The following is a 20,117-nucleotide window of genomic DNA, read 5'->3' as shown; positions in this document are numbered from 1 at the left end:
ATTGGAGCGGCCATTTCGGCCTGTTTGCAGGCCGTTTTGCCCGTTCCGGGCGCACGTATCCCATGGTTCACGCATGATGCGCGTCCCACCAGCCGCCCAGACTGCCCATGCGCACCAGGTTGTAGGTGGCAAAGCACAGCAGCGCCTGGCCCGCGAGCTTGGCCTGACCGATCAATTTGGTCTTGGCCAGACCACCCACTGTCTTGATCCAGCCAAAGGCCTCCTCGATGCGCTTGCGCACTTTGAGGCTGGTCTTGTAGCCCTCGTGGCGCCGGATGCGGCCATCGACCGCCGAGTGCTTGTCCTTGGCCGCCACGTGTGGCGTGACTTTGAGCTTTCGGCAGCCCTTGATGAAGGCCTGGCTGTCGTAACCTTTGTCGGCCCCGACCGTGGCCCGCTTGTTCTTGTTTCCCCGGCGTTTGAGCATCGCCAGCGCCGCCTCGCGCTCGGCGGTGCCACTGGCATGTGTGATCTCCACATCCACGATCAGCCCGTTGCGGTTCTCCATGAGGATGTGCCCCATGTGGCACAGGCGAGATTTGTCGCCCGCGCTCTTCTTGAACAGCCGGGCATCGGCATCGGTGGTGCTGGCGTGGGTGTCGTTGCAGCGCTCCTGCCCTTTGAAGTTCACCTCGGGGTTGCGTCCGGGTGGCGTGCCGCTGTCGTCGTCTTTGCGTTTGAAACTCTTGTGCGAGGCCCAGGCCTCAATCAGCGTGCCGTCCACGCTGAAGTGTTCGTCGCTGGCAAGCCGGCCCCACTGGGCGCTGAGCTTGACGCGCTCGAAGAAGGCGCGCGCCAGGTCTTCGTTGAAGAGGCGTTCGCGGTTGGCGCTGAAGGTGGAGTGGTCCCAGACCTTGTCTTCAATGTTCAGGCCCACGAACCAGCGGTACAGCAGGTTGTAGTTGACCGCCTCGACCAGCTGGCGTTCGCTGCGGATGGAGAACAGGATTTGCAGCAGCAAGGCCTTGAGCAGCATCTCCGGCGGCACCGAGGGGCGGCCACGGCGGGCGTACACCGCTTCGAACTCGCTGTTCATGCTCGACAGCAGCGCATCCACCACGGCGCGCAACTTGCGCAGCGGGTGTGCCGCTGGCACTCTTTCTTCAAGGCTGATGTAGCTAAACATCGCCCCCTGGAAGTCTTGGTTGCCTCTCATCTTTCTTGTCGCAGTTGTTCCGGGATGGCTTCAGATCGTAGCGGCCGACGCGGACGCTCGCAGGGGATTTTTCAACGGCCTGTTAGACAGAGGGCTTTACTGCGGTATTGCCGCGCTCCTGCCGGGGCCAGCGCGCCACCGTCGGCTACCGCGCCTCGACCTCCCGGTCGGGCGACGAGCCGCTGCGCACCACGTACTGCTGCTCGTTGAGCACGGCCGTGAACACCATGTCCTGGTTGGGCGGCTGCACCCAGCGCCATTCCCATTCGGTCTCGCGCTTGAGCGAATAGGGCGTGACCTTGGCCGGCTTGCCGAGCAGCTTGCGCAGGTCCTCCATCGCCATGCCGGGCTGTACGCGCGCGAAGTTCTCGGGCGTGAGCACCTGGCGCAGCGCGGCCATCTTGCCGTCCGGGCCGATGGTGATCATGTAATTCTTCTGGCCCGCGGGCTGGCGGTTGTATTCGAAGACGCGGCCGGGCGGGCTGCCGGGCGCGGCGTCCCAGATCGCCTCGGGCTCGCCGAAGCGGGCGCGCACGTCAGCCTCGGTCGACACGCCCTCCTCCAGTTCGCGGATGCGCTGCGGGTCGCAGCCTACGAGGCCGGCCAGTGCCGCGCCGATCGCCGTCCAGAGGGCCATGCGTCGCCCCATTCCCTGTGCTGCTGATGTCATGGATGTCGCGGTCGCTAAAATCCGCGCCTCACGAAAGCCAAGTCTATGTCCTTCTTCGCGCGCCCCCACTACACCTCCGACGCCACCCAGTTCATCGAGCAGATGCGCAAGCAAAAGCCCACGCTGGAAGCCGAGCAGCGCGCCGGCCGCGCGCTCCTGTGGGACAAGCAGATCGACCGCCAGGCGCAGGCCGAGATGAACGCTGGCGAAGTGGCGCAGCAGCCCTACGTCTACCAGACCCACGGCTGACGCCTGCCCTTCTTTCTTCATGAGCGGCCCCGAGGCGAGCGCCTCCCGCCCGGACGACGAAGACGACGGCGCCGTGCTGGCGCCGATGCCCGAGGTCGTCGACCAGGTGGCGCTCGCGCGCCTGTACGGCGAGCCGCTGTTCGCGCTGCCCAATGACCTCTACATCCCGCCCGATGCGCTGGAGGTCTTCCTGGAGGCCTTCGAGGGGCCGCTGGACCTGCTGCTGTACCTGATCCGCAAGCAGAACTTCAACATCCTCGACATCCCGATGGCGGGGCTGACGCGCCAGTACCTGACGTACGTGGACGAGATCCGCACGCGCAACCTGGAGCTGGCGGCCGAGTACCTGCTGATGGCGGCCATGCTGATCGAGATCAAGTCGCGCATGCTGCTGCCGCCCAAGAAGACGGCCGAGGGCGAAGAGGCCGAGGACCCGCGCGCCGAGCTGGTGCGCCGCCTGCTGGAGTACGAGCAGGCCAAGCTGCAGGCCGCGGCCATCAATGCCCTGCCCACCTACGGGCGCGATTTCTGGAAGGCGCAGGTCTACATCGAGCAGTCGCTGCAGCCGCGCTTTCCGGATGTGAGCCTGGCGGACCTGCAAAGCGCCTGGGCCGACATCCTCAAGCGGGCCAAGCTGGTGCAGCACCACAAGATCTCGCGCGAGGAGCTGTCGGTGCGCGAGCACATGAGCTACGTGCTGCGCATGCTGCAGGGGCGGCGCTTCGTGGAGTTCGAAGCGCTGTTCGACCCCTCGCGCGGCGTGCCGGTGCTGGTCGTGACCTTCATCGCGATGCTGGAGCTGGCCAAGGAAACGCTGGTCGAGATCACGCAGGCCGAGGCCTTCGCGCCGATCTACGTGCGGCTGGCGTACAGCCCCACCTGAGCGAGAGGCTCAGCCGAGCTCGGCGCCCGGCTCGCGCTCCATCAGCCGGCGCACGGCATCGGCCGGTGCCAGTCGGCCGTCCAGCACCGCCACCACGCCCTCGGCGATGGGCATGTCCACGCCCAGATGGCGCGCACGCTGCACCACGGTGCGGGCGCAATACACGCCTTCGGCCACATGGCCCAGCGATTCGACGGCCTGGGCCAGCGTGCGGCCTTCGGCCAGCAGCAGGCCCACGCGCCGGTTGCGCGACAGGTCGCCGGTGGCCGTGAGCACCAGGTCGCCCAGGCCCGACAGGCCCATGAAGGTCTCGGGCCGCGCGCCCAGCGCGAGGCCGAAACGCGTCATCTCGGCCAGGCCGCGCGTGATGAGCGCGGCGCGGGCATTCAGCCCCAGCTGCAGGCCATCGGCCAGGCCGGTGGCGATGGCCAGCACGTTCTTGACGGCGCCGCCCACTTCCACGCCCACGAGGTCCTCGTTGGCATAGACGCGCAATGCCGGGCCGTGGAAGGCCTCGACCAGCATCGCGCGCAGGGCGGCGTCGGGGCTGGCCGCGACCAGCGCGGTAGGCCGGCCGCGCGCCACTTCCTGCGCGAAGCTGGGGCCGCTGAGCACGCCGCACCGCAGTTCGGGCGCGGCCTGCGCCTGCACCTCGTGCGCGAGCAGGCCCTGCGCGCCGTCGCCATGGGCGGGCTCCACGCCCTTGCAGAGCCAGGCGACGGGCACGGCCAGCGAACGCAATGCCTGCAGCTGCGTGCGCAGCGCGGCCATGGGCGTGCCGAGGATGACCAGGTCGGCCTGCGCCACCGCGGCCGCGGGGTCGCCCGAGACGATCTGCAGAGAAGGCGGCAGGGCGATGCCCGGCAGGTAGCGCGCGTTCTCGCGCGCCTGGGCCATGGCCGCGGCCTGGGTGGCGCTGCGCGCCCAGAGGCGGACGGCGTGGGCCGCGGGCCCGGTCGCGGCCGCTATGGCCAGGGCCGTGCCCCAGGCGCCAGCGCCAAGGACGGTGATCTGCATCGGGCGCTCGAACGGTCAGTGCCACGGCGGGCGCGAGGCGCCCCTTTCCCGCGGCAAGAAAAGCAGGCGCTTACTGGGCGTTGGCCGGCGTCTGGCCGGCGGCCTGCGCCTGCTGCTGCTCGTACATGGCCTGGAAGTTGATCTCGGCCAGGTGCACGGGCGGGAAGCCGGCGCGCTGGATCACGTCGGCCACGTTGCCGCGCAGGTAGGGGTAGACGATCTGCGGGCAGGCGATGCCCACCACCGGACCCATCTGGTCCTCGGGCAGGTTGCGGATTTCGAAGATGCCGGCCTGCTTGGCTTCGACCAGGAACACGGTGCGGTCCTCGATCTTGGTCTGCACGGTGGCCGACACGACGATCTCGAAGATGCCTTCGGCCACGTTCTGCGCTTCCACGCCGAGCTGGATGTCCACGGTGGGCTGGGTCTGCTCGAGCAGGATGGCCGGCGAGTTGGGCTGCTCCAGGGACAGGTCCTTCAGGTAGACGCGCTGGATCTGGAACACGGGGTCTGCGGCTTGTTGGTCGGCCATGGTTTTCTTTCAGGTCAGGACGACGCCGCCGCGGAAGGCACCCCCGCGGCGGGTCTGCGGAAAAAGGAACTGGACATTATGGCCCCGGCCGGTGACAGCCCGGCCGACGCCGCCACGCCCTCAGGCGGCGTTGAGCAGCGGCACCAGGCCGCCGCGCCCGTCCAGGGCGATCAGGTCGTCGCAGCCGCCCACATGCGTGTCGCCGATGAAGATCTGCGGCACCGTGCGGCGCTGGGTGATTTCCATCATGTGCGCGCGCGCCTGCGGGTCGGTGTCGATGCGGATCTCCTCGATCTGCTCCACACCCTTGGACTTGAGGATCTGCTTGGCGCGGATGCAGTAGGGGCACACGGCGGTGGTGTACATCTTGACGGCTTGCATGCGGGACTCCTGGGGGAAAGGTCGGATCAACCCAGATGGGGGCGCTTCACGCCTTTTCCACCGGCAGGTTGGCGTCGCTCCAGCCGCGCATGCCGCCGGCGATGACCTGGGCGTTCTCGTAACCGAGCTTCTTGGCCGCGTCCACGGCGCGGCGGGCCCGCGTGCCCGTGCCGCACAGCAGCAGCACCGGCAGGTTCTTGTTCTTCACCACCGAAGGCAGCTTGGCCTCCAGTTCGGCCAGCGGCACGCTGCGCGCGCCCACCGGGTGGCCGGCGGCGTACTCCTGGGCGTCGCGCACGTCGATCAGCACGGCCTTTTCGCGGTTGATCAGCTGCACCGCGCCCTGGGCCGTGAGCGTGCCCTGCCCGGCCCCGCGCAGCATGGGCAGCGCCAGCATGGTGCCCGAGCTCAAGGCGATCAGGATCAGGACCCAGTTGTCGAGGATGAATTTCACGGCGAAGTCAGTGGCGAAAACCGGGAATTCTAGAATGTCGGCTTTACCCAAAGACACACAAAGGCTTCCATGCATAAGTTGGTGCTGATCCGCCATGGTGAATCGACCTGGAACCTCGAAAACCGCTTCACCGGCTGGACCGACGTGGACCTGACGCCCACGGGTGTGGAACAGGCCAAGCAGGCGGGGCGCCTGCTCAAGGCCGAGGGGTATGACTTCGACGTGGCCTACACCAGCGTGCTCAAGCGCGCCACGCGCACGCTGTGGCACACGCTCGACGAGCTCGACCGCACCTGGCTGCCCGTGGTGCACAGCTGGCGCCTGAACGAGCGCCACTATGGCGCCCTGCAGGGCCTGAACAAGGCCGACATGGCCAAGCAGTACGGCGACGAGCAGGTGCTGATCTGGCGCCGCAGCTACGACACCCCGCCGCCGGCGCTGGAGCCCACCGATCCGCGCAGCGAGCGCGGCGACCTGCGCTACGCCAAGCTGGCGCCGGAGCAGATCCCGCTGACCGAATGCCTGAAGGACACCGTGGCGCGCGTGCTGCCCTTCTGGAACGAGTCGATGGCGCCGGCCATCCGCGCCGGCCGCCGCATCGTGGTGGCGGCGCACGGCAACTCGATCCGGGCGCTGGTCAAGTACCTGGACGGCATCTCCGACAGCGACATCGTGGGCCTGAACATTCCCAACGGCATCCCGCTGGTCTACGAACTGGACGACGACCTCAAGCCCCTGCGCCACTACTACCTGGGCGACGCCGAGGCCGCCGCCAAGGCAGCGGCGGCCGTGGCCTCGCAAGGCAAGGCCTGAGACGTCTGCGGGCCGGCGAAGCGGCCGGCGGCAAAAAGCCGCTGGCCTCGCCGGGACACGGAACCTGGGGCCGATTCGAGGTTCCAAGCGGCGTATATTGGCGCAAACATGGGTGCGTAGGGCGCTCCCCGGAAGGACTTTCATGGGTCAGAAACTCAAGATCACAGGCTGGGTCGCCGCCGGCGCCGTGGCCGGCGCGCTGACCACCGTGTCGCTGCAGACGGTGGCGCGCGGTGCGCTGGCGCCGCTGCCGCTCGAGGAGCTGCAGCAGCTCGCCGCCGTGTTCGGGATGGTCAAGAGCGACTACGTCGAGCCGGTCGACGAGAAGAAACTCATCACCGACGCCATCAGCGGCATGGTGGCCGGGCTGGATCCGCACTCGCAGTACTTCGACAAGAAGGCCTTCAAGGAATTCCGCGAAGGCACCTCGGGCCGCTTCGTGGGTGTGGGCATCGAGATCTCGCAGGAGGACGGCCTGGTCAAGGTGGTCTCGCCTATCGAGGGCTCGCCCGCCTTCCGCGCCGGCCTCAAACCGGGCGACCTGATCACCAAGATCGACGACACGGCCGTCAAGGGGCTCACGCTCAACGACGCCGTCAAGCGCATGCGCGGCGAGGCCGGCACCAAGGTGCTGCTGACCATCTTCCGCAAGGACGAGAGCCGCACCTTCCCCGTGACCATCACGCGCGAGGAGATCCGCACGCAGTCCGTGCGCGGCAAGGTCATCGAGCCGGGCTATGCGTGGATCCGCCTGTCGCAGTTCCAGGAGCGCACGGTCGCCGACTTCGTCAAGAAGCTCGAGGAAATCTACAAGCAGGAACCCAACCTCAAGGGCCTGGTGCTGGACCTGCGCAACGACCCGGGCGGCCTGCTCGACGCGGCCGTGGCCGTGTCGGCGGCCTTCCTGCCGGCCAACGTGACGGTGGTCAGCACCGACGGCCAGCTGGCCGAGAGCAAGCAGGTCTACAAGGCGACGCCGGCCGACTACCAGCGCCGCTCGGGTTCCGACCCGCTGCGCGGCCTGCCGGCGGCGCTCAAGACGGTGCCGCTGGTGGTGCTGGTCAACGAAGGCTCGGCCTCGGCCAGCGAGATCGTGGCCGGCGCGCTGCAGGACCACAAGCGTGCCACCATCATGGGCAGCCAGACCTTCGGCAAGGGCTCGGTGCAGACCGTGCGCCCGCTGGGTCCGGACACGGGCCTCAAGATCACGACGGCGCGCTACTACACGCCCAGCGGCACCTCGATCCAGGCGCGCGGCATCGTGCCGAACGTGCTGATCGACGAGACGGCCGAGGGCAGCCCGTACGCCGCGCTGCGCATGCGCGAAGCCGACCTGGAAAAGCACCTGTCCAGCGGCCAGGGGCCCGAGGTGAAGGACCCGGAACGCGAGAAGGCGCGTGACGAGGCCCGCAAGCGCCTCGAGGAGGAAGCCAAGAAGCCGCCGCAGGACCGCAAGGTGCCCGAGTTCGGCTCCGACAAGGACTTCCCGCTGATCCAGGCCCTGAACCAGCTCAAGGGCCAGCCGGTGATCGCCAGCAAGACGCAGGTGATCGTCGAGAACAAGGAAGAGAAAGAGAAAAGCGAGAACTGAGGCCCGCCCGGCGCCTGCTCCGCATCGGCCTGCCTGTGCAGGCCGATGTCGCTTTCGCGCCGCGCCGCCGCGCCGCCTCGCCCCACCCCTGCCATGGACGATCTGGACGACGACGACCTGCTGCGCTATTCGCGCCACATCCTGCTGGAGGAATTCGGCATCGACGGCCAGGCCCGCGTGTCGGCCGCCCATGCACTGCTCGTCGGCGCGGGCGGCCTGGGCTCGCCGGCAGCGCTGTACCTCGCGGCCGCAGGCGTGGGGCGCCTGACGCTGGTCGATGACGACACGGTGGATCTGACGAACCTGCAGCGGCAGATCGCGCACACGCATGCCCGCGTGGGCGCGCCGAAGGTGGCTTCGGCGGCGCAGGCGATGCGCGAGATCAATCCGCAGCTCGACGTGCGCACCGTGCAGGCGCGCGCCGAAGGGGCCCTCCTGGCCCGGCTGGTGGCCGATGCCGATGTGGTGCTGGACTGCAGCGACAACTTCCGCACGCGCCAGGCCGTCAATGCGGCCTGCGTGGCGCATGCCCGGCCGCTGGTGGCCGGCGCCGCCATTCGCTTCGACGGCCAGATCAGCGTCTACGACCTGCGGGATGCCGCGTCGCCCTGCTACGCCTGCCTGTTCCCGCCTGATGCGCAGTTCGAGGAAACCCGCTGCGCGGTGCTGGGCGTGTTCGCGCCCGTGGTGGGCACGATCGGCGTGCTGCAGGCGCACGAGGCGCTGAAATTGCTCGCCGGCATGGGCGGCGGGTTGACGGGGCGGCTGCTGATGTTCGATGGACGCGCCAGCCGCTTCGACAGCGTGGGCGTGGCCCGCGATCCGCACTGCCGCGTCTGCGGCCATCGGCCCGCGGCCTGACCGGCACTCCGGACGGCCGGTGCGCGCTGTCCCCTCAATGGGCCGGCGCGTTCGACAGGGCCGCTGGCAGGACCTTCGCCGGGCCTCCCGCGGGTGTCGCCGCCTCGGTGGAGGCGCGGACCCAGCCCAGCCCGGCCAGCGCGACATCCCCCTGCGCCACGGCCAAGGCGGCCAGGAGGGCCAACAGGCCCACGATCAGGTATTGCGCCAGCCCCTTCTTCATGGCTTCGGTCCTTGTACGGAACACCCCCGGACAGCGCCGGGTGCCCTTGGAAGGCGCAGGGTGCCGCGACGCGGGAGCAATGGCACGAAGTCTAGGAAGCGGCGGGGCGCCAGCCCGTCGTCCCGCGGCCGCATCCAGGGTGCGAAGCCGCCTACGCCAGAGGTGTTCACCGAGGCTGTGGCGGGAAGGCGGCTGTTCCTGCTGCCGAATGTGAAATGCGTGAGGAGGCGTAGGTCGGCACCTACACCAACAGGCCTCAAGGGCTTGCAAGCGCCTGCTCACCCCGGCGCGTACGATGCTGGCGTCTGCTCAAGGTTCGCCCGGACACCGGCGCGCCCCCAGCGGGCGTGCAACGGGAGCAACACAACCATGGTGATCGCGGTGGAGCAGGCGGGCCTCAACACCTATCTTGTCGAAGACAACCGGACCATCCGGGAGAACCTCGTGGGCACGCTGGAGGAGTTGACCGCCATGAACGTGGTGGGTTTCGCCGAAGGCGAGGACGAGGCCCGCGCGTGGCTCGGCGACCACGGCTCGGCCTGGAACCTGGCCATCGTCGATCTGTTCCTCAAGCAGGGCAGCGGCCTGGGCGTGCTGCAGGCCTGCCTGAGCCGCAGCCCGCAGCAGAAGGTGGTGGTGCTGACCAACTACGCCACGCCCGACATCCGCAAGCGCTGCCTGGAGCTGGGCGCCGACGCGGTGTTCGACAAATCCAACGAGATCGACGGCCTGTTGGATTTCTGCCTGAGCCAGGCCAGCCCGCCTGCGGCAGCCGCTCAACCCCAGCTTGCAGGCGAGCCGCCGACCAACCCATGAATGCGCCCGGGCAGCGGCCCGAATCAGTCGATCAGCTTGTTCTTGAGCGCGTAGTAGGTCAGGTCGCTGTTGGAGGAAAGATTCATCTTCTCCATCAGCCGCGTGCGGTAGGTGCTCACCGTTTTCACGGACAGCGACAGCGTCTGCGCGATCTCTCCAGCCGTCTCGCCGCGCGCCAGCTTCAGGAAGACCTGGAACTCCCGCTCGGACAACTGCTCATGCGGCGCGGCATCGTCCTTGCGGTCCAGCTGGCGGGCCAGCAGTTCGGCCACGGCCGGCGTGATGTGCCGGCGCCCCAGGGCGATCGTGCGGATCGCATTCACGATCTCGATGGGCTCGCAGTCCTTGTTGAGATAGCCGCTCGCGCCCTGGCGCAGCAGGCTCATCGCGTAATGCTCTTCGGGGTAGGCGCTCAGGATGAGGATGCCGACGTCCGGGGCCTTGGCGCGGATCATCGCGAGCGCGTCGATGCCGCTCTGCCCGGGCATGGACAGGTCCATCACGAGCACGTCGAGCTCGGTGGTGCGCACCAGCTCGATGGCCTCGCGCCCCGTGCTGGCTTCGCCGGCCACGCGCAGGTCGACGTGTTCCGAGAAGAACTGCCGCAGCCCGGAACGCACAATGGCGTGGTCATCCACAATGCCGACTCTGATCATGATGGGTACTCTCCCTCTGTGGCCCAAGGTCGTGCAGCCGGCCGCAGGACGCATTCAAGACATCTCCGGACCGCCCCGCGTGCGCCGGTCCGCCTGCGGGGCTGGACCGCGCGCCGCTGCGTTCCAAAGATCCTGGGCATGGCACGGCAAGCATTATTCATGAAAGCCACGCGATGCTGAGACGCTGGCTGTCTTCCAAACCGGCCTGGAGCCTGGCGCTGGCGCTGCTGGCTGCGGCGGCGCTGCTGGCCATCAACGAAACGGGCTACCGGCAGTCGAGCCGCGCCCTGGCCGAGATCAGCCGGGCGCAGCAGGCGCGCTTCGCGGTGACCATGCTGCTGCAGAACGTGCTGGACGCCGAGACCGGCCAGCGCGGCTACATGCTGACCGGCGAGGACACCTACCGCGAGCCCTACGACAACGCGCTGCAACAGATCGACCTGCACCTGGCGCGCCTGCACGAGCTGTACGCGGACCGCCCCGCCGAGCAGCAGGGGCTGGCGCGCCTGTCGAACCACCTGTCGCGCAAGCTGGCCGAGATGGACATGAGCCTGCGCCTGGTGCGCACCGGCAACGAGGATGCCTCGCGCTTCGTCCTGACCACCGACGTGGGGCGGGAGGAAATGGCGCGCATCCGCGAGGAAACCGCCAAGCTGGTGGCGCTGAGCAACGCCTCGCTGACCCAGGCCCAGGTGCAGATCGCCAACTCGCTGCTGCTCTCGCGCATCGGCATCGCGCTGGTCGTGGCGGCGGGGCTGCTGGCCTTCGTGCTCTACCTGCGCCAGGGCGAGGCGCTGCGCTCGGCCAACGAACGCCAGCAGCAGGCCCTGCAGCGCGAGCGCAACCTGCTGGAGCAGGAGGTGCGCGACCGCACCGCCTCGCTGGCCGAGCTGGCGACCCACCTGCAGGACGTGCGCGAGACGGAGCGCGGCTTCCTCGCGCGCGAACTGCATGACGAGCTGGGCGCGCTGCTCACGGCCGCCAAGCTCGACGTGGCCCGCCTCAAGTCGCGGCTGGCCGACGCGCCCGATGCCGTGCAGCGGCTGCAGCACCTGACGGATCTGCTCAACTCGGGCATCGCGCTCAAGCGCCGCATCATCGAGGACCTGCGCCCCTCGTCGCTGAGCAACCTGGGCCTAGTGGCTTCGCTGGAGATCCTGGGCCGCGAGTTCAGCGAGCGCTCCGGCGTGCGCGTGGACATGGCCCTGGAAACGGTGAACCTCGACGAGGGGCGTCAGCTCACCATCTACCGCATGGTGCAGGAAAGCCTGACCAACATCGGCAAGTACGCGCAGGCTACCGAGGCGACCGTGGTGCTCAAGAACTACGACAACCATGTGATCGTCGAAGTCAGCGACAACGGCAAGGGCTTCGACCCGCTGCACGTGCGCCCCTCCACGCATGGGCTGGCCGGCATGCGCCACCGCGTCGAAGCCAGCGGCGGCAAGCTCAGCGTGAGCTCGGTGGAGAACCGCGGCACGCGCCTGCACGCGATGCTCCCCACGCGCACGTCCGAGCTCGGCCGCCCCGCGTGAGCGCCGGCCCTCGGCGGCTGCGGGCCGCTTTCCTACGGGGGTGGCCCGAGCCTGCTGACACCTCGGGCCCGCCGCGCTGCCTACAGTGCTTGCACGGACCGATCCCTTGCGCCGCGGGGGCAGTCCTTCGAGGAGCGTTTGCCCATGCTGTACTACACCGTCGTGTTCCTGGTCATCGCCCTGGTGGCCGCCCTGCTCGGCTTCGGTGGCCTGGCCGCCGGTGCCGCGGGCATCGCCAAGCTGCTGTTCGTCATCTTCGCGATCCTGACCATCGCGAGCTTCATCGGCAGCCTGATGCGGCGCAGTTCCTGAAACCGCCGAAAAGCCCGATCCCTTCACGAAGGGAGCGCTTCAGACCCCCATTCCGGGAGGGCCCTGCGCTAGAGTAAGGCCCTGCCGATCACTTGAGTTTTGAGCAAAAAAGGAAGGTATCCATGAACTCGACCGCCAAATCTCCCTCGCAACTGGCCGACGACCTGCGCGGCACCGCTCAGGATGCCGTGGAGACGACGCGCGCCTATGCGCAGAACGCCGTCGACGCGGCCGGGCAGAAGGTGCGCAACCTGCGCCATGACGTGGAACCGGCCGTGGAGCAGATCGCCTCGCGCGTGCAGCAGGCCGTGCAGCGCGGCCTCGAAGCCGCCTCGAAGAGCGGTGTGCGCGCCCAGGAGCGCTTCTCCGACGCGGCGCAGGTCACGACGCGCTACATCGCCGACCAGCCCGTGCGCTCGGTGCTGATCGCCGCTGCCGCCGGGGCCGCCATCACCGCCCTGCTGGTGCTGGCCACGCGCCGCCGCGACGACTACTGATCGCCGCCGCCTTGCAGGCCCCTTCTCCCCTGCGTCCCGCCACGCCGCGCGCCATGTCCCGCGCCACGCCATGGCGCGGCATGGCGCGCTTCGTTGCCTTGCGCTGGTGGCAGCGGCACCCGCTCCAGGCGGCGGCTGCGGCCAGCGGGCCGGCACTTCACCACGCTGCACAACGGCACCCGTGGCGGCTGGTGCTCGGCGCGGCGGCGGCCGGCTCGCTGATCGCCCTGGCGCGACCCTGGCGCTGGGCGCCGCGCGGCTGGTGGTGGCGCACCGTGCTCAGCCACGGCGCGGCGGCGGGTCTGCTGCTGACGACCGCGCCGCGCCCGGCCGCGCATCGCCCGCCCCCGCGCCGCTGAACACCGGCCGCGCTGGTTCGGCGGCGATGATCCAGCCTTCGAGTGGATCCGACTCTGGAGGCAGCCCATAGCCCGGCCCCGGGCTGCTGCGCCGCGCCTCGCCCCAGGCGGCCAGCAACAGGCACAGCACGGCATCCAGCGCATCGCCGCTGGCATCGGCCGCCAGCCGTTCGCGCTGCGCGGCATCCAGGGCCAGGCGCAGCCCCAGACGGGCGCTGCCCTCGTCTTCCAGCCGCCGCAGCAGTTCGTCGCGCGCCGCACGCCGGTCGGCCGTCTGCTTGGCCATGGCATCGGACTTATAGCTGCGCCGGCCGATCAGATCGCGCGCCAGCAGACCGGGGTAGCCTTCGAGCGCCACGCGCGGAGACCCGGCCCGCCCGCCCAGGCCGGGGAAGAAGGCGTCCACTGCGAGCAATCGGGGCACCGCGGCGTGCATCATCCAGGCCACCGGCGGATTGACCCATTTCATCGATGAACTCGAGCCGGCCGGCCCGTCGGTGGCGCGGTGCGCGAACTTGGCGCCCACCGGGCGCGCCGCACAAAAGGCCTTGAAGCGCTCGCGCAGCTCGCTGCGCTCCAGGGCGGCATAGCGCCGCATGCCCGCTTCCCAGGGGCCGGTCCAGCGCCAGGCTTGCAGCAGCTCGCGCGGCAGGCCGAAAGGCAGGTCGAAAGCGCCGACCCAGGCCGGTTGCGACTGCAGCCAGCCCTGCCAGGCGTCGAGCGTGGCGAAGTCCAAAAGCCGGTGCAGATGCACCGCATTGCCCTGCCGCGCCCCGACCGCCAGCGTCACGGGCTTGCGGCGAGAGGGCGCGCAGGTGAAGTCGCAGCCCAGCAGCAGCGGCGGCGCGTCGCAGGCGGCGTTCATCCCAGCGCGAGCCCCGCCACGCCCAACGCGATGAAGACCGCGCCCGCCAGCCGCAGGAGCCGGTCGCCTTCGCGCAGCAGATGGCCGCCGATCAGGGCCGCGAAGAGCATGGACACCTCCCGCGCCGGCGCCACGTGCGACAGCGGCGCCTGCTGCATCGCGTAGAGCACCAGCACATAGGAGATGGGGCTGATGGCGCCCACCAGCAGCGCATGCTTCCATTGCAGGCGCCACAGGCGGGCGGCCTGCGCGCGGTCGCGCAGCACCGCCGGCGCGAGCAGGGCCATGCGCACGAAGTTGCCCATGTAGTCGACCAGGATGGGCGACATCAGCAGCACCTTGACGGCATAGCCGTCGACCACCGTGTAGCAGGCGATGAACAGGCCCGTGAGCACGCCGTACTGGATGCCCTTGCGCACGCGCGCCTGCTGCTGCGCATCGCCCCCGCGGCGCGCCAGGCGCGGCCCGCCTGCGATCAGGAAGACGCCCAGCACCACGCCGGCGATGCCGGCCACGCCGACGGGGCTGAGGCGCTCGCCCAGCAGCAGCACGGCCGCCATCGACGACAGCAGCGGGCCGGTGCCGCGCGCGAGCGGGTACACCACCGTGAGGTCCGAACGCCGGTAGCCGCGCAGCAGCACCACGTAATAGAGCACGTGCAGCAGGCCGCTCAGGGCGACGAACGCCCATTCGCGCGCGCCCCAGCCGGGCACGTGGCGCCAGGCCAGCCACAGGCCCAGCGGCGCCCAGACCAGCGACAGGAAAGCGCTGCTCTGGAAGGCGAAGCGCGCATCGCCATCGGCCTTCTTGGCCGCGATGTTCCAGCTCGCGTGGATGAGCCCCGCCAGCACGACGAGGATGAAGGCGGACATCGGCATGCAGCAGGCGGCGTCGGGGCCCTCACCCGGCGCGGGCGCGGACCTCGGTCCCTCGGTCGGTCCGCCCGATCAGGTGCGGCCCGCGATGGCGGCCGTGGCCATCAGCTCCTCGAGCAGGGCCAGCGAGACCTTGCCCGAGACGGCATGCGGGTCCAGCACAGGCTTTTCGGAGTACTTGAGCAGCGTGGAGGCGTTGAGCTTGCCCAGATTGACCTGGCCCATGGTCCAGCTGCCGAAGCGGCGCTCCAGGATCTCTTCGTAATGCAGCAGCACCACGTCCTGGTGGCGCGCATCGCGCAGGATGTGGCCGTAGAGTTCGTTCACGGCCCGTCGGCCGCCTTCGATGGCCTGCAGGAAGGTGCCCGCCCCGTAGCACAGGATGCCCGTGATCCCGTTGGCCGTGTTGTGGGTGCGGGACTGCGCGAGGATCGCCTCGATGGTCTTCGGGCTGGCATCGGTGGCGCGGCTGGCGTAAAGCAGGCGGACAAGCATGGGTGTCTCCGGGAACGGCGGCCGCTCAGCCGTTGCGGCGCGGCAGCAGGGACAGGAATTCGCGGCGCAGGTTCGGGTCCTTGAGGAAGACGCCGCGCATGACCGAGTTGATCATCTTGCTGTCGGTCTCCTTCACGCCGCGCCACTGCATGCAGAAATGCTCGGCCTCCATCACCAGGGCCAGGCCGTCGGGCTGCGTCTTCTCCTGGATCAGGTCGGCCAGCTGCACCACGGCCTCTTCCTGGATCTGCGGCCGGCCCATCACCCATTCGGCCAGCCGCGCGTATTTGGACAGGCCGATGACGTTGGTGTGCTCGTTGGGCATCACGCCGATCCACAGCCGGCCCATGATGGGGCAGAAATGGTGCGAGCACGCGCTGCGCACGGTGATCGGTCCCACGATCATCAGCTCGTTTAGCCGCTCGGCGTTGGGGAACTCGGTGAGCGAGGGGCCGTGCACGTAGCGGCCGCGGAACACCTCGTTGAGGTACATCTTGGCCACCCGGCGCGCGGTGTTGCCGGTGTTGTGGTCGTTGTCGATGTCGATCACGAGGCTGTCGAGCACGCCGCGCATCTTGACTTCCACTTCGTCCAGCAGCGCTTCGAGCTCGCCGGGCCGGATGAAATCCGCGATGTTGTCGTTGGCATTGAAGCGCTGGCGGGCCGCTTTCAGGCGTTCACGGATCTTCTGCGACACGGGCGTGCCCTCGTCCGCTTCGGTCAGGGAAGCGGCGGGCAGCCGGTCGGCGTCGGCATTCTTGAGCATGGCGGGATCGTAGCAGTGGAGTTCCGGGACGGCCGGCGCAGGGCCCGGCGAAGGGGAGGCGTCAGTCGAGGGCGAATTCGGCCACCAGCGGCAGGTGGTCCGACATGCGCGCCCAGATGCGGCCGCGCGGCACGTGCAGCGACACGGGGCGCAGGTGGCGCGCATAGACGAAGTCGAGCTGCGTGAGCGGCAGCCGCGACGGGTAGGTGAAGCTGCGCTGGCCCGCCAGATCCTGCAGGCCCATGGCATTCATGGCCGCGCGCATGCGGGCGCCCCAGTCGTTGAAGTCGCCCGCCACCACCACGGGTTCGAACGGCGGCACTTCGCGCTCGATGAAGGCGCCCAGCTGCGCCACCTGGCGCACGCGGCTGCCCTTGATGAGGCCCAGGTGCACGACGATCACGTGCACCGGCCGGCCAGCGATCATCAGCTCGACGTGCAGCAGGCCGCGCTGCTCGAAGCGGTGGTCGGACATGTCTTCGTGCCGGTGCCGCACCACGGGCCAGCGCGAGAGCAGCGCATTGCCATGCTCGCCATGGCGCGTGTAGGCGTTGGTCTCGTAGACCGCCGTGTAGCCTTCGGGGCACAGGAAATCGGCCTGCCCCACCTCGGGCCAGCGCGCGAAGCGGCGCTCGCCCAGCCGGTTCACCTTGCGCACCTCCTGCAGGCAGACGAGGTCGGCGTCCAGCTGTTCGACCGCGTGGCCGAGGTTGTGGATTTCAAGCCGCCGCGCCGGCCCCAGGCCCTGCACCCCTTTGTGGATGTTGTAGGTGGCCACCCGCAGCGTGTCGAGCGCGGCGAAGCCCGGCTCCGAGGCATCGCTGCCCGGCAGGATCACCGAGGACGTGGAGGCGTCGCTGAGGCTCATCGCACAAATTGTGGCAGCAAGAGGATGGCTTCGGCATTCGAGGGAGAAAAGCACGCGGCGGCCGCCTCGCGCCACGGCAGCCACCGGAAATGCGTGTGCTCGCGCGGCTGCAGCGCGGGTGTCCAGCGCTCCGGCAGGCACAGGCCGAACAGGTGTTCGGTGTTGTGCGTCACGCCGGGCGCGTAGCGCGCGCGCCAGCGCGGGTAGATCTCGTAGACGTTCTCCAGGCCCCAGTCCCGGAGCGCCCCCGCCAGCGCGCCGTCGGCACCGCAGTCGAAGCCTGTCTCCTCGCCCACCTCGCGCACCGCGGTGTCGAAGAAGGGCTCTTCCGGCCGATCCTTGCTGCCGGTCACCGACTGCCAGAAATCGGCCTGCGTGTCGGCACGGCGCATCAGCAGCACGTCCAGCGCAGGGGTGTGGATCACCACCAGCACCGACTCGGGGATCTTCCAGGGCCGGGAGGGCGCGGGCTCGGACATGGCGGGACGCCTCCCTCGCTTCAGACTGCGTTGCGGCCGAAGCGCCATGACCGCGCCGCCGCCGGCCCCGCTCTCGCAGGTGCAAGGTCGGCGGATGGCGCGAGGACCGGCCAGACGCTGCCGGCGCGAGGCGCGGCCCCGCCTTGCGCAGCTGCGGCGAGCACGCGCGCAGCGCCTGCCAGGCGGCGATGGCGGCTCAGCATGCCATGGCCCTGCAGTGGGTGCCTGGGATGCGGCCGGGCCCTGCCGCTCAGGCCGCCGGGGCCGGATTGCGCAGCTTGATGTGCAGCTCGCGCAGCTGCTTCTCGTCCACCGGCGACGGCGCCTGCGTCAGCAGGTCCTGCGCGCGCTGGGTCTTGGGGAAGGCGATCACGTCGCGGATCGACTCGGCGCCGGTCATCAGCGTGATCAGGCGGTCCAGGCCAAAGGCCAGGCCGCCGTGCGGCGGGGCGCCGTACTGCAGCGCGTCCAGCAGGTAGCCAAACTTGGCCTGCGCGGCTTCGGGCGTGATCTTCAGCGCATCGAAGGCCTTCTGTTGCACGTCGGCGCGGTGGATACGCACCGAGCCGCCGCCCAGTTCCCAGCCGTTGAGCACCATGTCGTAGGCCTTGGCCAGGCAGGCGCCCGGATCGGTGTCCATCAGGTCCTCGTGGCCGTCCTTGGGCGCGGTGAAGGGGTGGTGCACGGCGTTCCAGCGCTGCTCGTCCTCGTCGAACTCGAACATCGGGAAGTCGACGATCCACAGCGGCGCCCAGCGGTTCTCGAACAGGCCGTTCTTCTTGCCGAACTCGCTGTGGCCCACCTTCAGGCGCAGCGCCCCGATGGAATCGTTCACGATCTTGAGCTTGTCGGCGCCGAAGAAGAGCAGGTCGCCGTCCTCGGCCCCCGTGCGCTTGAGGATCTCGGCCAGCGCCTCGTCGTGCAGGTTCTTCACGATCGGCGACTGCAGGCCTTCGCGGCCCTTGGCGGCTTCGTTGACCTTGATCCAGGCCAGCCCCTTGGCTCCGTAGATCTTGACGAATTCGGTGTAGCCGTCGATCTCGCCGCGGCTCATCTCGCCGCCGCCCGGCACGCGCAGCGCCACCACGCGGCCGCCCTCCGCATTGGCCGGGCCCGAGAAGACCTTGAAGTCCACGGTCTTCATGACGTCGGTCAGTTCGGTGAACTCCAGCTTCACGCGCAGGTCCGGCTTGTCGGAGCCGAAGCGGCGCGCCGCTTCCTGGTAGCTCATGACTGGGAACTCGCCCAAGTCCACGTTCAGCTGGGTCTTGAAGACCTCGGTGACCATGCGCTGGAACAGCGCGCGGATCTCCTCCTCACCCAGGAAGGATGTCTCGCAGTCGATCTGCGTGAACTCGGGCTGGCGGTCGGCGCGCAGGTCCTCGTCGCGGAAGCACTTGGTGATCTGGTAGTAGCGGTCGTAGCCGGCCACCATCAGCATCTGCTTGTACAGCTGGGGCGACTGCGGCAGCGCGAAGAACTGGCCGTCGTGCACGCGGCTGGGCACCAGGTAGTCGCGCGCGCCTTCGGGCGTGCTCTTGCCCAGCATGGGCGTCTCGATGTCCACGAAGCCTTCGGCGTCGAGGAAGTTGCGCACCTGCATGGCCACCTTGTAGCGCAGCATCAGGTTCTTCTGCATGTAGGGGCGGCGCAGGTCCAGCACGCGGTGCGTGAGGCGCGTGGTTTCGCTCAGGTTGTCGTCGTCCAGCAGGAAGGGCGGCGTGACTGACGGGTTGAGCACCGTCAGTTCATGGGCCAGCACCTCGATGCGGCCGCTCTTGAGCTGCTCGTTCACCGTGCCTTCGGGGCGCGCACGCACCAGGCCCTTGACCTGGACGCAGAACTCGTTGCGCAGGCCTTCGGCAGTCTTGAACATGTCGGCGCGGTCGGGGTCGCACACCACCTGCACATAGCCTTCGCGGTCGCGCAGGTCGACGAAGATCACGCCGCCATGGTCGCGTCGGCGGTTGACCCAGCCACACAGGGTGACGGTTTCGCCCAGCTGGGCTTCGGTCACGAGACCGCAATAGTGGGAGCGCATGGCCATGGTTGGGTTCCTGCGGCGCCAGGGAGGGAAAAGGCGCCCTGCTACGGGTTTAAGGATTCGCGCCCCGCACGGGCAGGCTGGCCGGTCCGCCCGGCACCACCACGCCCATCGAGACGATGTATTTGAGTGCGGCATCCACACTCATCTGGAGCTCGATGCAGTCGCTGCGGCGAAGCATCACGAAATAGCCGCCCGTGGGGTTGGGCGTGGTGGGCACGTAAACGCCCACGAAGGCGTCCCCGCCCAGGTGCTGCGCCACTTCGCCGCCGGGCGCGCCGGTCACGAAAGCGATGGTCCACATGCCCGGCTGGGGCCATTGCACCAGCACCGCCGTGCGGAAGGCGTTGCCGCTTTCCGAGAACACGGTGTCCGACACCTGCTTGACGCTGGTGTAGATGGAGCGCACCACCGGAATGCGGCGCACCAGCGCATCGCCCCAGCCCAGCAGGCGCTTGCCGACGAAGTTGCTGGCGATGGCACCGACGGTCAGCAGGATGGCCAGCGTGAGCAGCACCCCCACGCCGCGGATGCGGTTGGAGCCGCTGAACTGCCCCTCGGCCATGAGCCAGTCCTGCCAGTGCTGCGGCAGCAGCCACAGCGTCTGGTCCAGCAGGCCGATGACCCAGTTGAGCACGCCCGCCGTGACGGCCAGCGGCACGATGACCAGCAGGCCCGACAGCAGCCAGCGTCGAAGGGCGTTCATGGTGCGCGGCGCGT

The 20,117-nt window shown here is 69.1% G+C and carries 25 protein-coding genes; 9 read left to right on the top strand and 16 right to left on the bottom strand.

The window, feature by feature from the left end:
- Window positions 1-67: 67 nt before the first annotated feature.
- Both LG388_RS16905 and LG388_RS16900 read right to left on the bottom strand, forming a co-directional pair.
- Window positions 68-1,156: an IS5-like element ISCte5 family transposase gene (locus tag LG388_RS16905; protein WP_225781276.1), complete on the bottom strand. Its 1,089-nt coding sequence runs from the start codon at window positions 1,154-1,156 to the stop codon at window positions 68-70.
- Between the two features lie 145 nt (window positions 1,157-1,301).
- Window positions 1,302-1,793 (bottom strand): outer membrane protein assembly factor BamE, encoded by a 492-nt coding sequence (locus LG388_RS16900; protein WP_225783902.1) that lies wholly within the window; start codon window positions 1,791-1,793, stop codon window positions 1,302-1,304.
- Window positions 1,794-1,871: 78 nt separating this feature from the next.
- Here LG388_RS16900 and LG388_RS16895 point away from each other — a divergent pair, with 78 nt between their 5' ends.
- Window positions 1,872-2,075, top strand: coding sequence for a DUF3460 family protein (locus tag LG388_RS16895; protein WP_225783901.1), 204 nt, complete (start codon window positions 1,872-1,874; stop codon window positions 2,073-2,075).
- Window positions 2,076-2,160: 85 nt separating this feature from the next.
- Complete coding sequence (locus LG388_RS16890; RefSeq protein WP_225784407.1) at window positions 2,161-2,958, top strand: ScpA family protein; 798 nt, start codon at window positions 2,161-2,163, stop codon at window positions 2,956-2,958.
- 9 nt (window positions 2,959-2,967) lie between these two features.
- Here LG388_RS16890 and LG388_RS16885 read toward each other — a convergent pair whose 3' ends face one another.
- The 4 genes from LG388_RS16885 to LG388_RS16870 all read right to left on the bottom strand — a co-directional run bounded on the left by LG388_RS16885 (window position 2,968) and on the right by LG388_RS16870 (window position 5,342).
- Window positions 2,968-3,975: an NAD(P)H-dependent glycerol-3-phosphate dehydrogenase gene (locus tag LG388_RS16885; RefSeq protein ID WP_225783900.1), complete on the bottom strand. Its 1,008-nt coding sequence runs from the start codon at window positions 3,973-3,975 to the stop codon at window positions 2,968-2,970.
- A 70-nt stretch (window positions 3,976-4,045) separates the two neighbouring features.
- Entirely contained in the window at window positions 4,046-4,507 is a 462-nt protein-coding gene (gene secB, locus LG388_RS16880) for a protein-export chaperone SecB (RefSeq protein WP_225783899.1), read from the bottom strand.
- A 120-nt stretch (window positions 4,508-4,627) separates the two neighbouring features.
- Window positions 4,628-4,888, bottom strand: a complete 261-nt coding sequence (gene grxC / locus LG388_RS16875) for a glutaredoxin 3 (protein ID WP_225783898.1) — start codon at window positions 4,886-4,888, stop codon at window positions 4,628-4,630.
- 46 nt (window positions 4,889-4,934) lie between these two features.
- Window positions 4,935-5,342 carry a rhodanese-like domain-containing protein gene (locus tag LG388_RS16870; RefSeq protein WP_225783897.1) on the bottom strand — a complete coding sequence of 136 codons (408 nt, stop codon included), beginning with the start codon at window positions 5,340-5,342 and terminating at the stop codon, window positions 4,935-4,937.
- Between the two features lie 69 nt (window positions 5,343-5,411).
- Here LG388_RS16870 and gpmA point away from each other — a divergent pair, with 69 nt between their 5' ends.
- The 3 genes from gpmA (at window position 5,412) to LG388_RS16855 (ending at window position 8,607) form a co-directional block, all read left to right on the top strand.
- Window positions 5,412-6,155 carry a 2,3-diphosphoglycerate-dependent phosphoglycerate mutase gene (gpmA, locus tag LG388_RS16865; RefSeq protein ID WP_225783896.1) on the top strand — a complete coding sequence of 248 codons (744 nt, stop codon included), beginning with the start codon at window positions 5,412-5,414 and terminating at the stop codon, window positions 6,153-6,155.
- A gap of 142 nt (window positions 6,156-6,297) precedes the next feature.
- The gene (locus LG388_RS16860) at window positions 6,298-7,746 is read left to right on the top strand and encodes a S41 family peptidase (protein WP_225783895.1); all 1,449 of its coding nucleotides are present in this window, start codon (window positions 6,298-6,300) and stop codon (window positions 7,744-7,746) included.
- 102 nt (window positions 7,747-7,848) lie between these two features.
- A complete protein-coding gene (locus LG388_RS16855; protein ID WP_225784406.1) occupies window positions 7,849-8,607 on the top strand; it encodes a molybdopterin-synthase adenylyltransferase MoeB in 759 nt (252 codons plus the stop codon).
- A 34-nt stretch (window positions 8,608-8,641) separates the two neighbouring features.
- Here the strand turns inward: LG388_RS16855 and LG388_RS16850 are convergent, their stop codons facing one another.
- Window positions 8,642-8,830 (bottom strand): hypothetical protein, encoded by a 189-nt coding sequence (locus LG388_RS16850; protein ID WP_225783894.1) that lies wholly within the window; start codon window positions 8,828-8,830, stop codon window positions 8,642-8,644.
- Window positions 8,831-9,199: 369 nt separating this feature from the next.
- On the opposite strand from LG388_RS16850, the gene LG388_RS16845 reads away from it, so the two are divergent.
- Window positions 9,200-9,646 (top strand): response regulator, encoded by a 447-nt coding sequence (locus LG388_RS16845; protein WP_225783893.1) that lies wholly within the window; start codon window positions 9,200-9,202, stop codon window positions 9,644-9,646.
- A gap of 23 nt (window positions 9,647-9,669) precedes the next feature.
- Here LG388_RS16845 and LG388_RS16840 read toward each other — a convergent pair whose 3' ends face one another.
- Complete coding sequence (locus tag LG388_RS16840) at window positions 9,670-10,302, bottom strand: response regulator transcription factor (protein WP_225783892.1); 633 nt, start codon at window positions 10,300-10,302, stop codon at window positions 9,670-9,672.
- A gap of 173 nt (window positions 10,303-10,475) precedes the next feature.
- Between LG388_RS16840 and LG388_RS16835 the strand changes: the two genes are divergently transcribed.
- The 3 genes from LG388_RS16835 (at window position 10,476) to LG388_RS16825 (ending at window position 12,646) form a co-directional block, all read left to right on the top strand.
- The gene (locus tag LG388_RS16835) at window positions 10,476-11,837 is read left to right on the top strand and encodes a CHASE3 domain-containing protein (protein WP_225783891.1); all 1,362 of its coding nucleotides are present in this window, start codon (window positions 10,476-10,478) and stop codon (window positions 11,835-11,837) included.
- Between the two features lie 144 nt (window positions 11,838-11,981).
- Window positions 11,982-12,149: a DUF1328 family protein gene (locus LG388_RS16830; RefSeq protein ID WP_225783890.1), complete on the top strand. Its 168-nt coding sequence runs from the start codon at window positions 11,982-11,984 to the stop codon at window positions 12,147-12,149.
- 122 nt (window positions 12,150-12,271) lie between these two features.
- On the top strand, window positions 12,272-12,646 hold the full coding sequence (locus LG388_RS16825; RefSeq protein WP_225783889.1) for a hypothetical protein: 375 nt from the start codon (window positions 12,272-12,274) through the stop codon (window positions 12,644-12,646).
- Window positions 12,647-12,925: 279 nt separating this feature from the next.
- On the opposite strand, the gene LG388_RS16820 is transcribed toward LG388_RS16825, so the two are convergent.
- From LG388_RS16820 to LG388_RS16785, 8 genes are all read right to left on the bottom strand, one after another.
- Window positions 12,926-13,870, bottom strand: coding sequence for a DUF429 domain-containing protein (locus LG388_RS16820; protein WP_225783888.1), 945 nt, complete (start codon window positions 13,868-13,870; stop codon window positions 12,926-12,928).
- Window positions 13,867-14,748: a DMT family transporter gene (locus LG388_RS16815; protein WP_225783887.1), complete on the bottom strand. Its 882-nt coding sequence runs from the start codon at window positions 14,746-14,748 to the stop codon at window positions 13,867-13,869. The genes LG388_RS16820 and LG388_RS16815 overlap by 4 nt, the downstream gene beginning before the upstream one ends.
- Before the next feature lie 69 nt (window positions 14,749-14,817).
- Window positions 14,818-15,240: a BLUF domain-containing protein gene (locus tag LG388_RS16810; protein WP_225783886.1), complete on the bottom strand. Its 423-nt coding sequence runs from the start codon at window positions 15,238-15,240 to the stop codon at window positions 14,818-14,820.
- A 25-nt stretch (window positions 15,241-15,265) separates the two neighbouring features.
- The gene (folE, locus tag LG388_RS16805; protein WP_225783885.1) at window positions 15,266-16,006 is read right to left on the bottom strand and encodes a GTP cyclohydrolase I; all 741 of its coding nucleotides are present in this window, start codon (window positions 16,004-16,006) and stop codon (window positions 15,266-15,268) included.
- A 61-nt stretch (window positions 16,007-16,067) separates the two neighbouring features.
- Window positions 16,068-16,874 (bottom strand): endonuclease/exonuclease/phosphatase family protein, encoded by an 807-nt coding sequence (locus LG388_RS16800; protein WP_225783884.1) that lies wholly within the window; start codon window positions 16,872-16,874, stop codon window positions 16,068-16,070.
- A complete protein-coding gene (nudB, locus tag LG388_RS16795; protein ID WP_225783883.1) occupies window positions 16,871-17,353 on the bottom strand; it encodes a dihydroneopterin triphosphate diphosphatase in 483 nt (160 codons plus the stop codon). Before nudB ends, LG388_RS16800 begins: the two co-directional genes overlap by 4 nt.
- A 250-nt stretch (window positions 17,354-17,603) precedes the next feature.
- Window positions 17,604-19,400, bottom strand: a complete 1,797-nt coding sequence (gene aspS / locus LG388_RS16790) for an aspartate--tRNA ligase (protein WP_225783882.1) — start codon at window positions 19,398-19,400, stop codon at window positions 17,604-17,606.
- A gap of 49 nt (window positions 19,401-19,449) precedes the next feature.
- Window positions 19,450-20,103 carry a DUF502 domain-containing protein gene (locus LG388_RS16785; RefSeq protein ID WP_225783881.1) on the bottom strand — a complete coding sequence of 218 codons (654 nt, stop codon included), beginning with the start codon at window positions 20,101-20,103 and terminating at the stop codon, window positions 19,450-19,452.
- Window positions 20,104-20,117 lie beyond the last annotated feature (14 nt).

The organism is Xenophilus sp. Marseille-Q4582 (assembly GCF_916700565.1).
Lineage (GTDB): Bacteria > Pseudomonadota > Gammaproteobacteria > Burkholderiales > Burkholderiaceae_C > Xenophilus.
This window is presented reverse-complemented; position numbering and strand designations above follow the sequence as displayed.

Coding starts and splice junctions, on each gene's coding strand:
- LG388_RS16845 (WP_225783893.1), top strand. CDS start 9,200: ATGGTGATCGCGGTGGAGCAGGCGGGCCTCAACACCTATCTTGTCGAA.
- LG388_RS16830 (WP_225783890.1), top strand. CDS start 11,982: ATGCTGTACTACACCGTCGTGTTCCTGGTCATCGCCCTGGTGGCCGCC.
- LG388_RS16820 (WP_225783888.1), bottom strand. CDS start 13,870: ATGAACGCCGCCTGCGACGCGCCGCCGCTGCTGCTGGGCTGCGACTTC.
- folE (WP_225783885.1), bottom strand. CDS start 16,006: ATGCTCAAGAATGCCGACGCCGACCGGCTGCCCGCCGCTTCCCTGACC.
- gpmA (WP_225783896.1), top strand. CDS start 5,412: ATGCATAAGTTGGTGCTGATCCGCCATGGTGAATCGACCTGGAACCTC.
- aspS (WP_225783882.1), bottom strand. CDS start 19,400: ATGGCCATGCGCTCCCACTATTGCGGTCTCGTGACCGAAGCCCAGCTG.
- LG388_RS16840 (WP_225783892.1), bottom strand. CDS start 10,302: ATGATCAGAGTCGGCATTGTGGATGACCACGCCATTGTGCGTTCCGGG.
- LG388_RS16890 (WP_225784407.1), top strand. CDS start 2,161: ATGCCCGAGGTCGTCGACCAGGTGGCGCTCGCGCGCCTGTACGGCGAG.
- LG388_RS16825 (WP_225783889.1), top strand. CDS start 12,272: ATGAACTCGACCGCCAAATCTCCCTCGCAACTGGCCGACGACCTGCGC.
- LG388_RS16885 (WP_225783900.1), bottom strand. CDS start 3,975: ATGCAGATCACCGTCCTTGGCGCTGGCGCCTGGGGCACGGCCCTGGCC.
- LG388_RS16810 (WP_225783886.1), bottom strand. CDS start 15,240: ATGCTTGTCCGCCTGCTTTACGCCAGCCGCGCCACCGATGCCAGCCCG.
- LG388_RS16860 (WP_225783895.1), top strand. CDS start 6,298: ATGGGTCAGAAACTCAAGATCACAGGCTGGGTCGCCGCCGGCGCCGTG.
- LG388_RS16815 (WP_225783887.1), bottom strand. CDS start 14,748: ATGCCGATGTCCGCCTTCATCCTCGTCGTGCTGGCGGGGCTCATCCAC.
- LG388_RS16900 (WP_225783902.1), bottom strand. CDS start 1,793: ATGGCCCTCTGGACGGCGATCGGCGCGGCACTGGCCGGCCTCGTAGGC.
- LG388_RS16835 (WP_225783891.1), top strand. CDS start 10,476: ATGCTGAGACGCTGGCTGTCTTCCAAACCGGCCTGGAGCCTGGCGCTG.
- LG388_RS16905 (WP_225781276.1), bottom strand. CDS start 1,156: ATGAGAGGCAACCAAGACTTCCAGGGGGCGATGTTTAGCTACATCAGC.
- grxC (WP_225783898.1), bottom strand. CDS start 4,888: ATGCAAGCCGTCAAGATGTACACCACCGCCGTGTGCCCCTACTGCATC.
- nudB (WP_225783883.1), bottom strand. CDS start 17,353: ATGTCCGAGCCCGCGCCCTCCCGGCCCTGGAAGATCCCCGAGTCGGTG.
- LG388_RS16785 (WP_225783881.1), bottom strand. CDS start 20,103: ATGAACGCCCTTCGACGCTGGCTGCTGTCGGGCCTGCTGGTCATCGTG.
- secB (WP_225783899.1), bottom strand. CDS start 4,507: ATGGCCGACCAACAAGCCGCAGACCCCGTGTTCCAGATCCAGCGCGTC.
- LG388_RS16850 (WP_225783894.1), bottom strand. CDS start 8,830: ATGAAGAAGGGGCTGGCGCAATACCTGATCGTGGGCCTGTTGGCCCTC.
- LG388_RS16895 (WP_225783901.1), top strand. CDS start 1,872: ATGTCCTTCTTCGCGCGCCCCCACTACACCTCCGACGCCACCCAGTTC.
- LG388_RS16800 (WP_225783884.1), bottom strand. CDS start 16,874: ATGAGCCTCAGCGACGCCTCCACGTCCTCGGTGATCCTGCCGGGCAGC.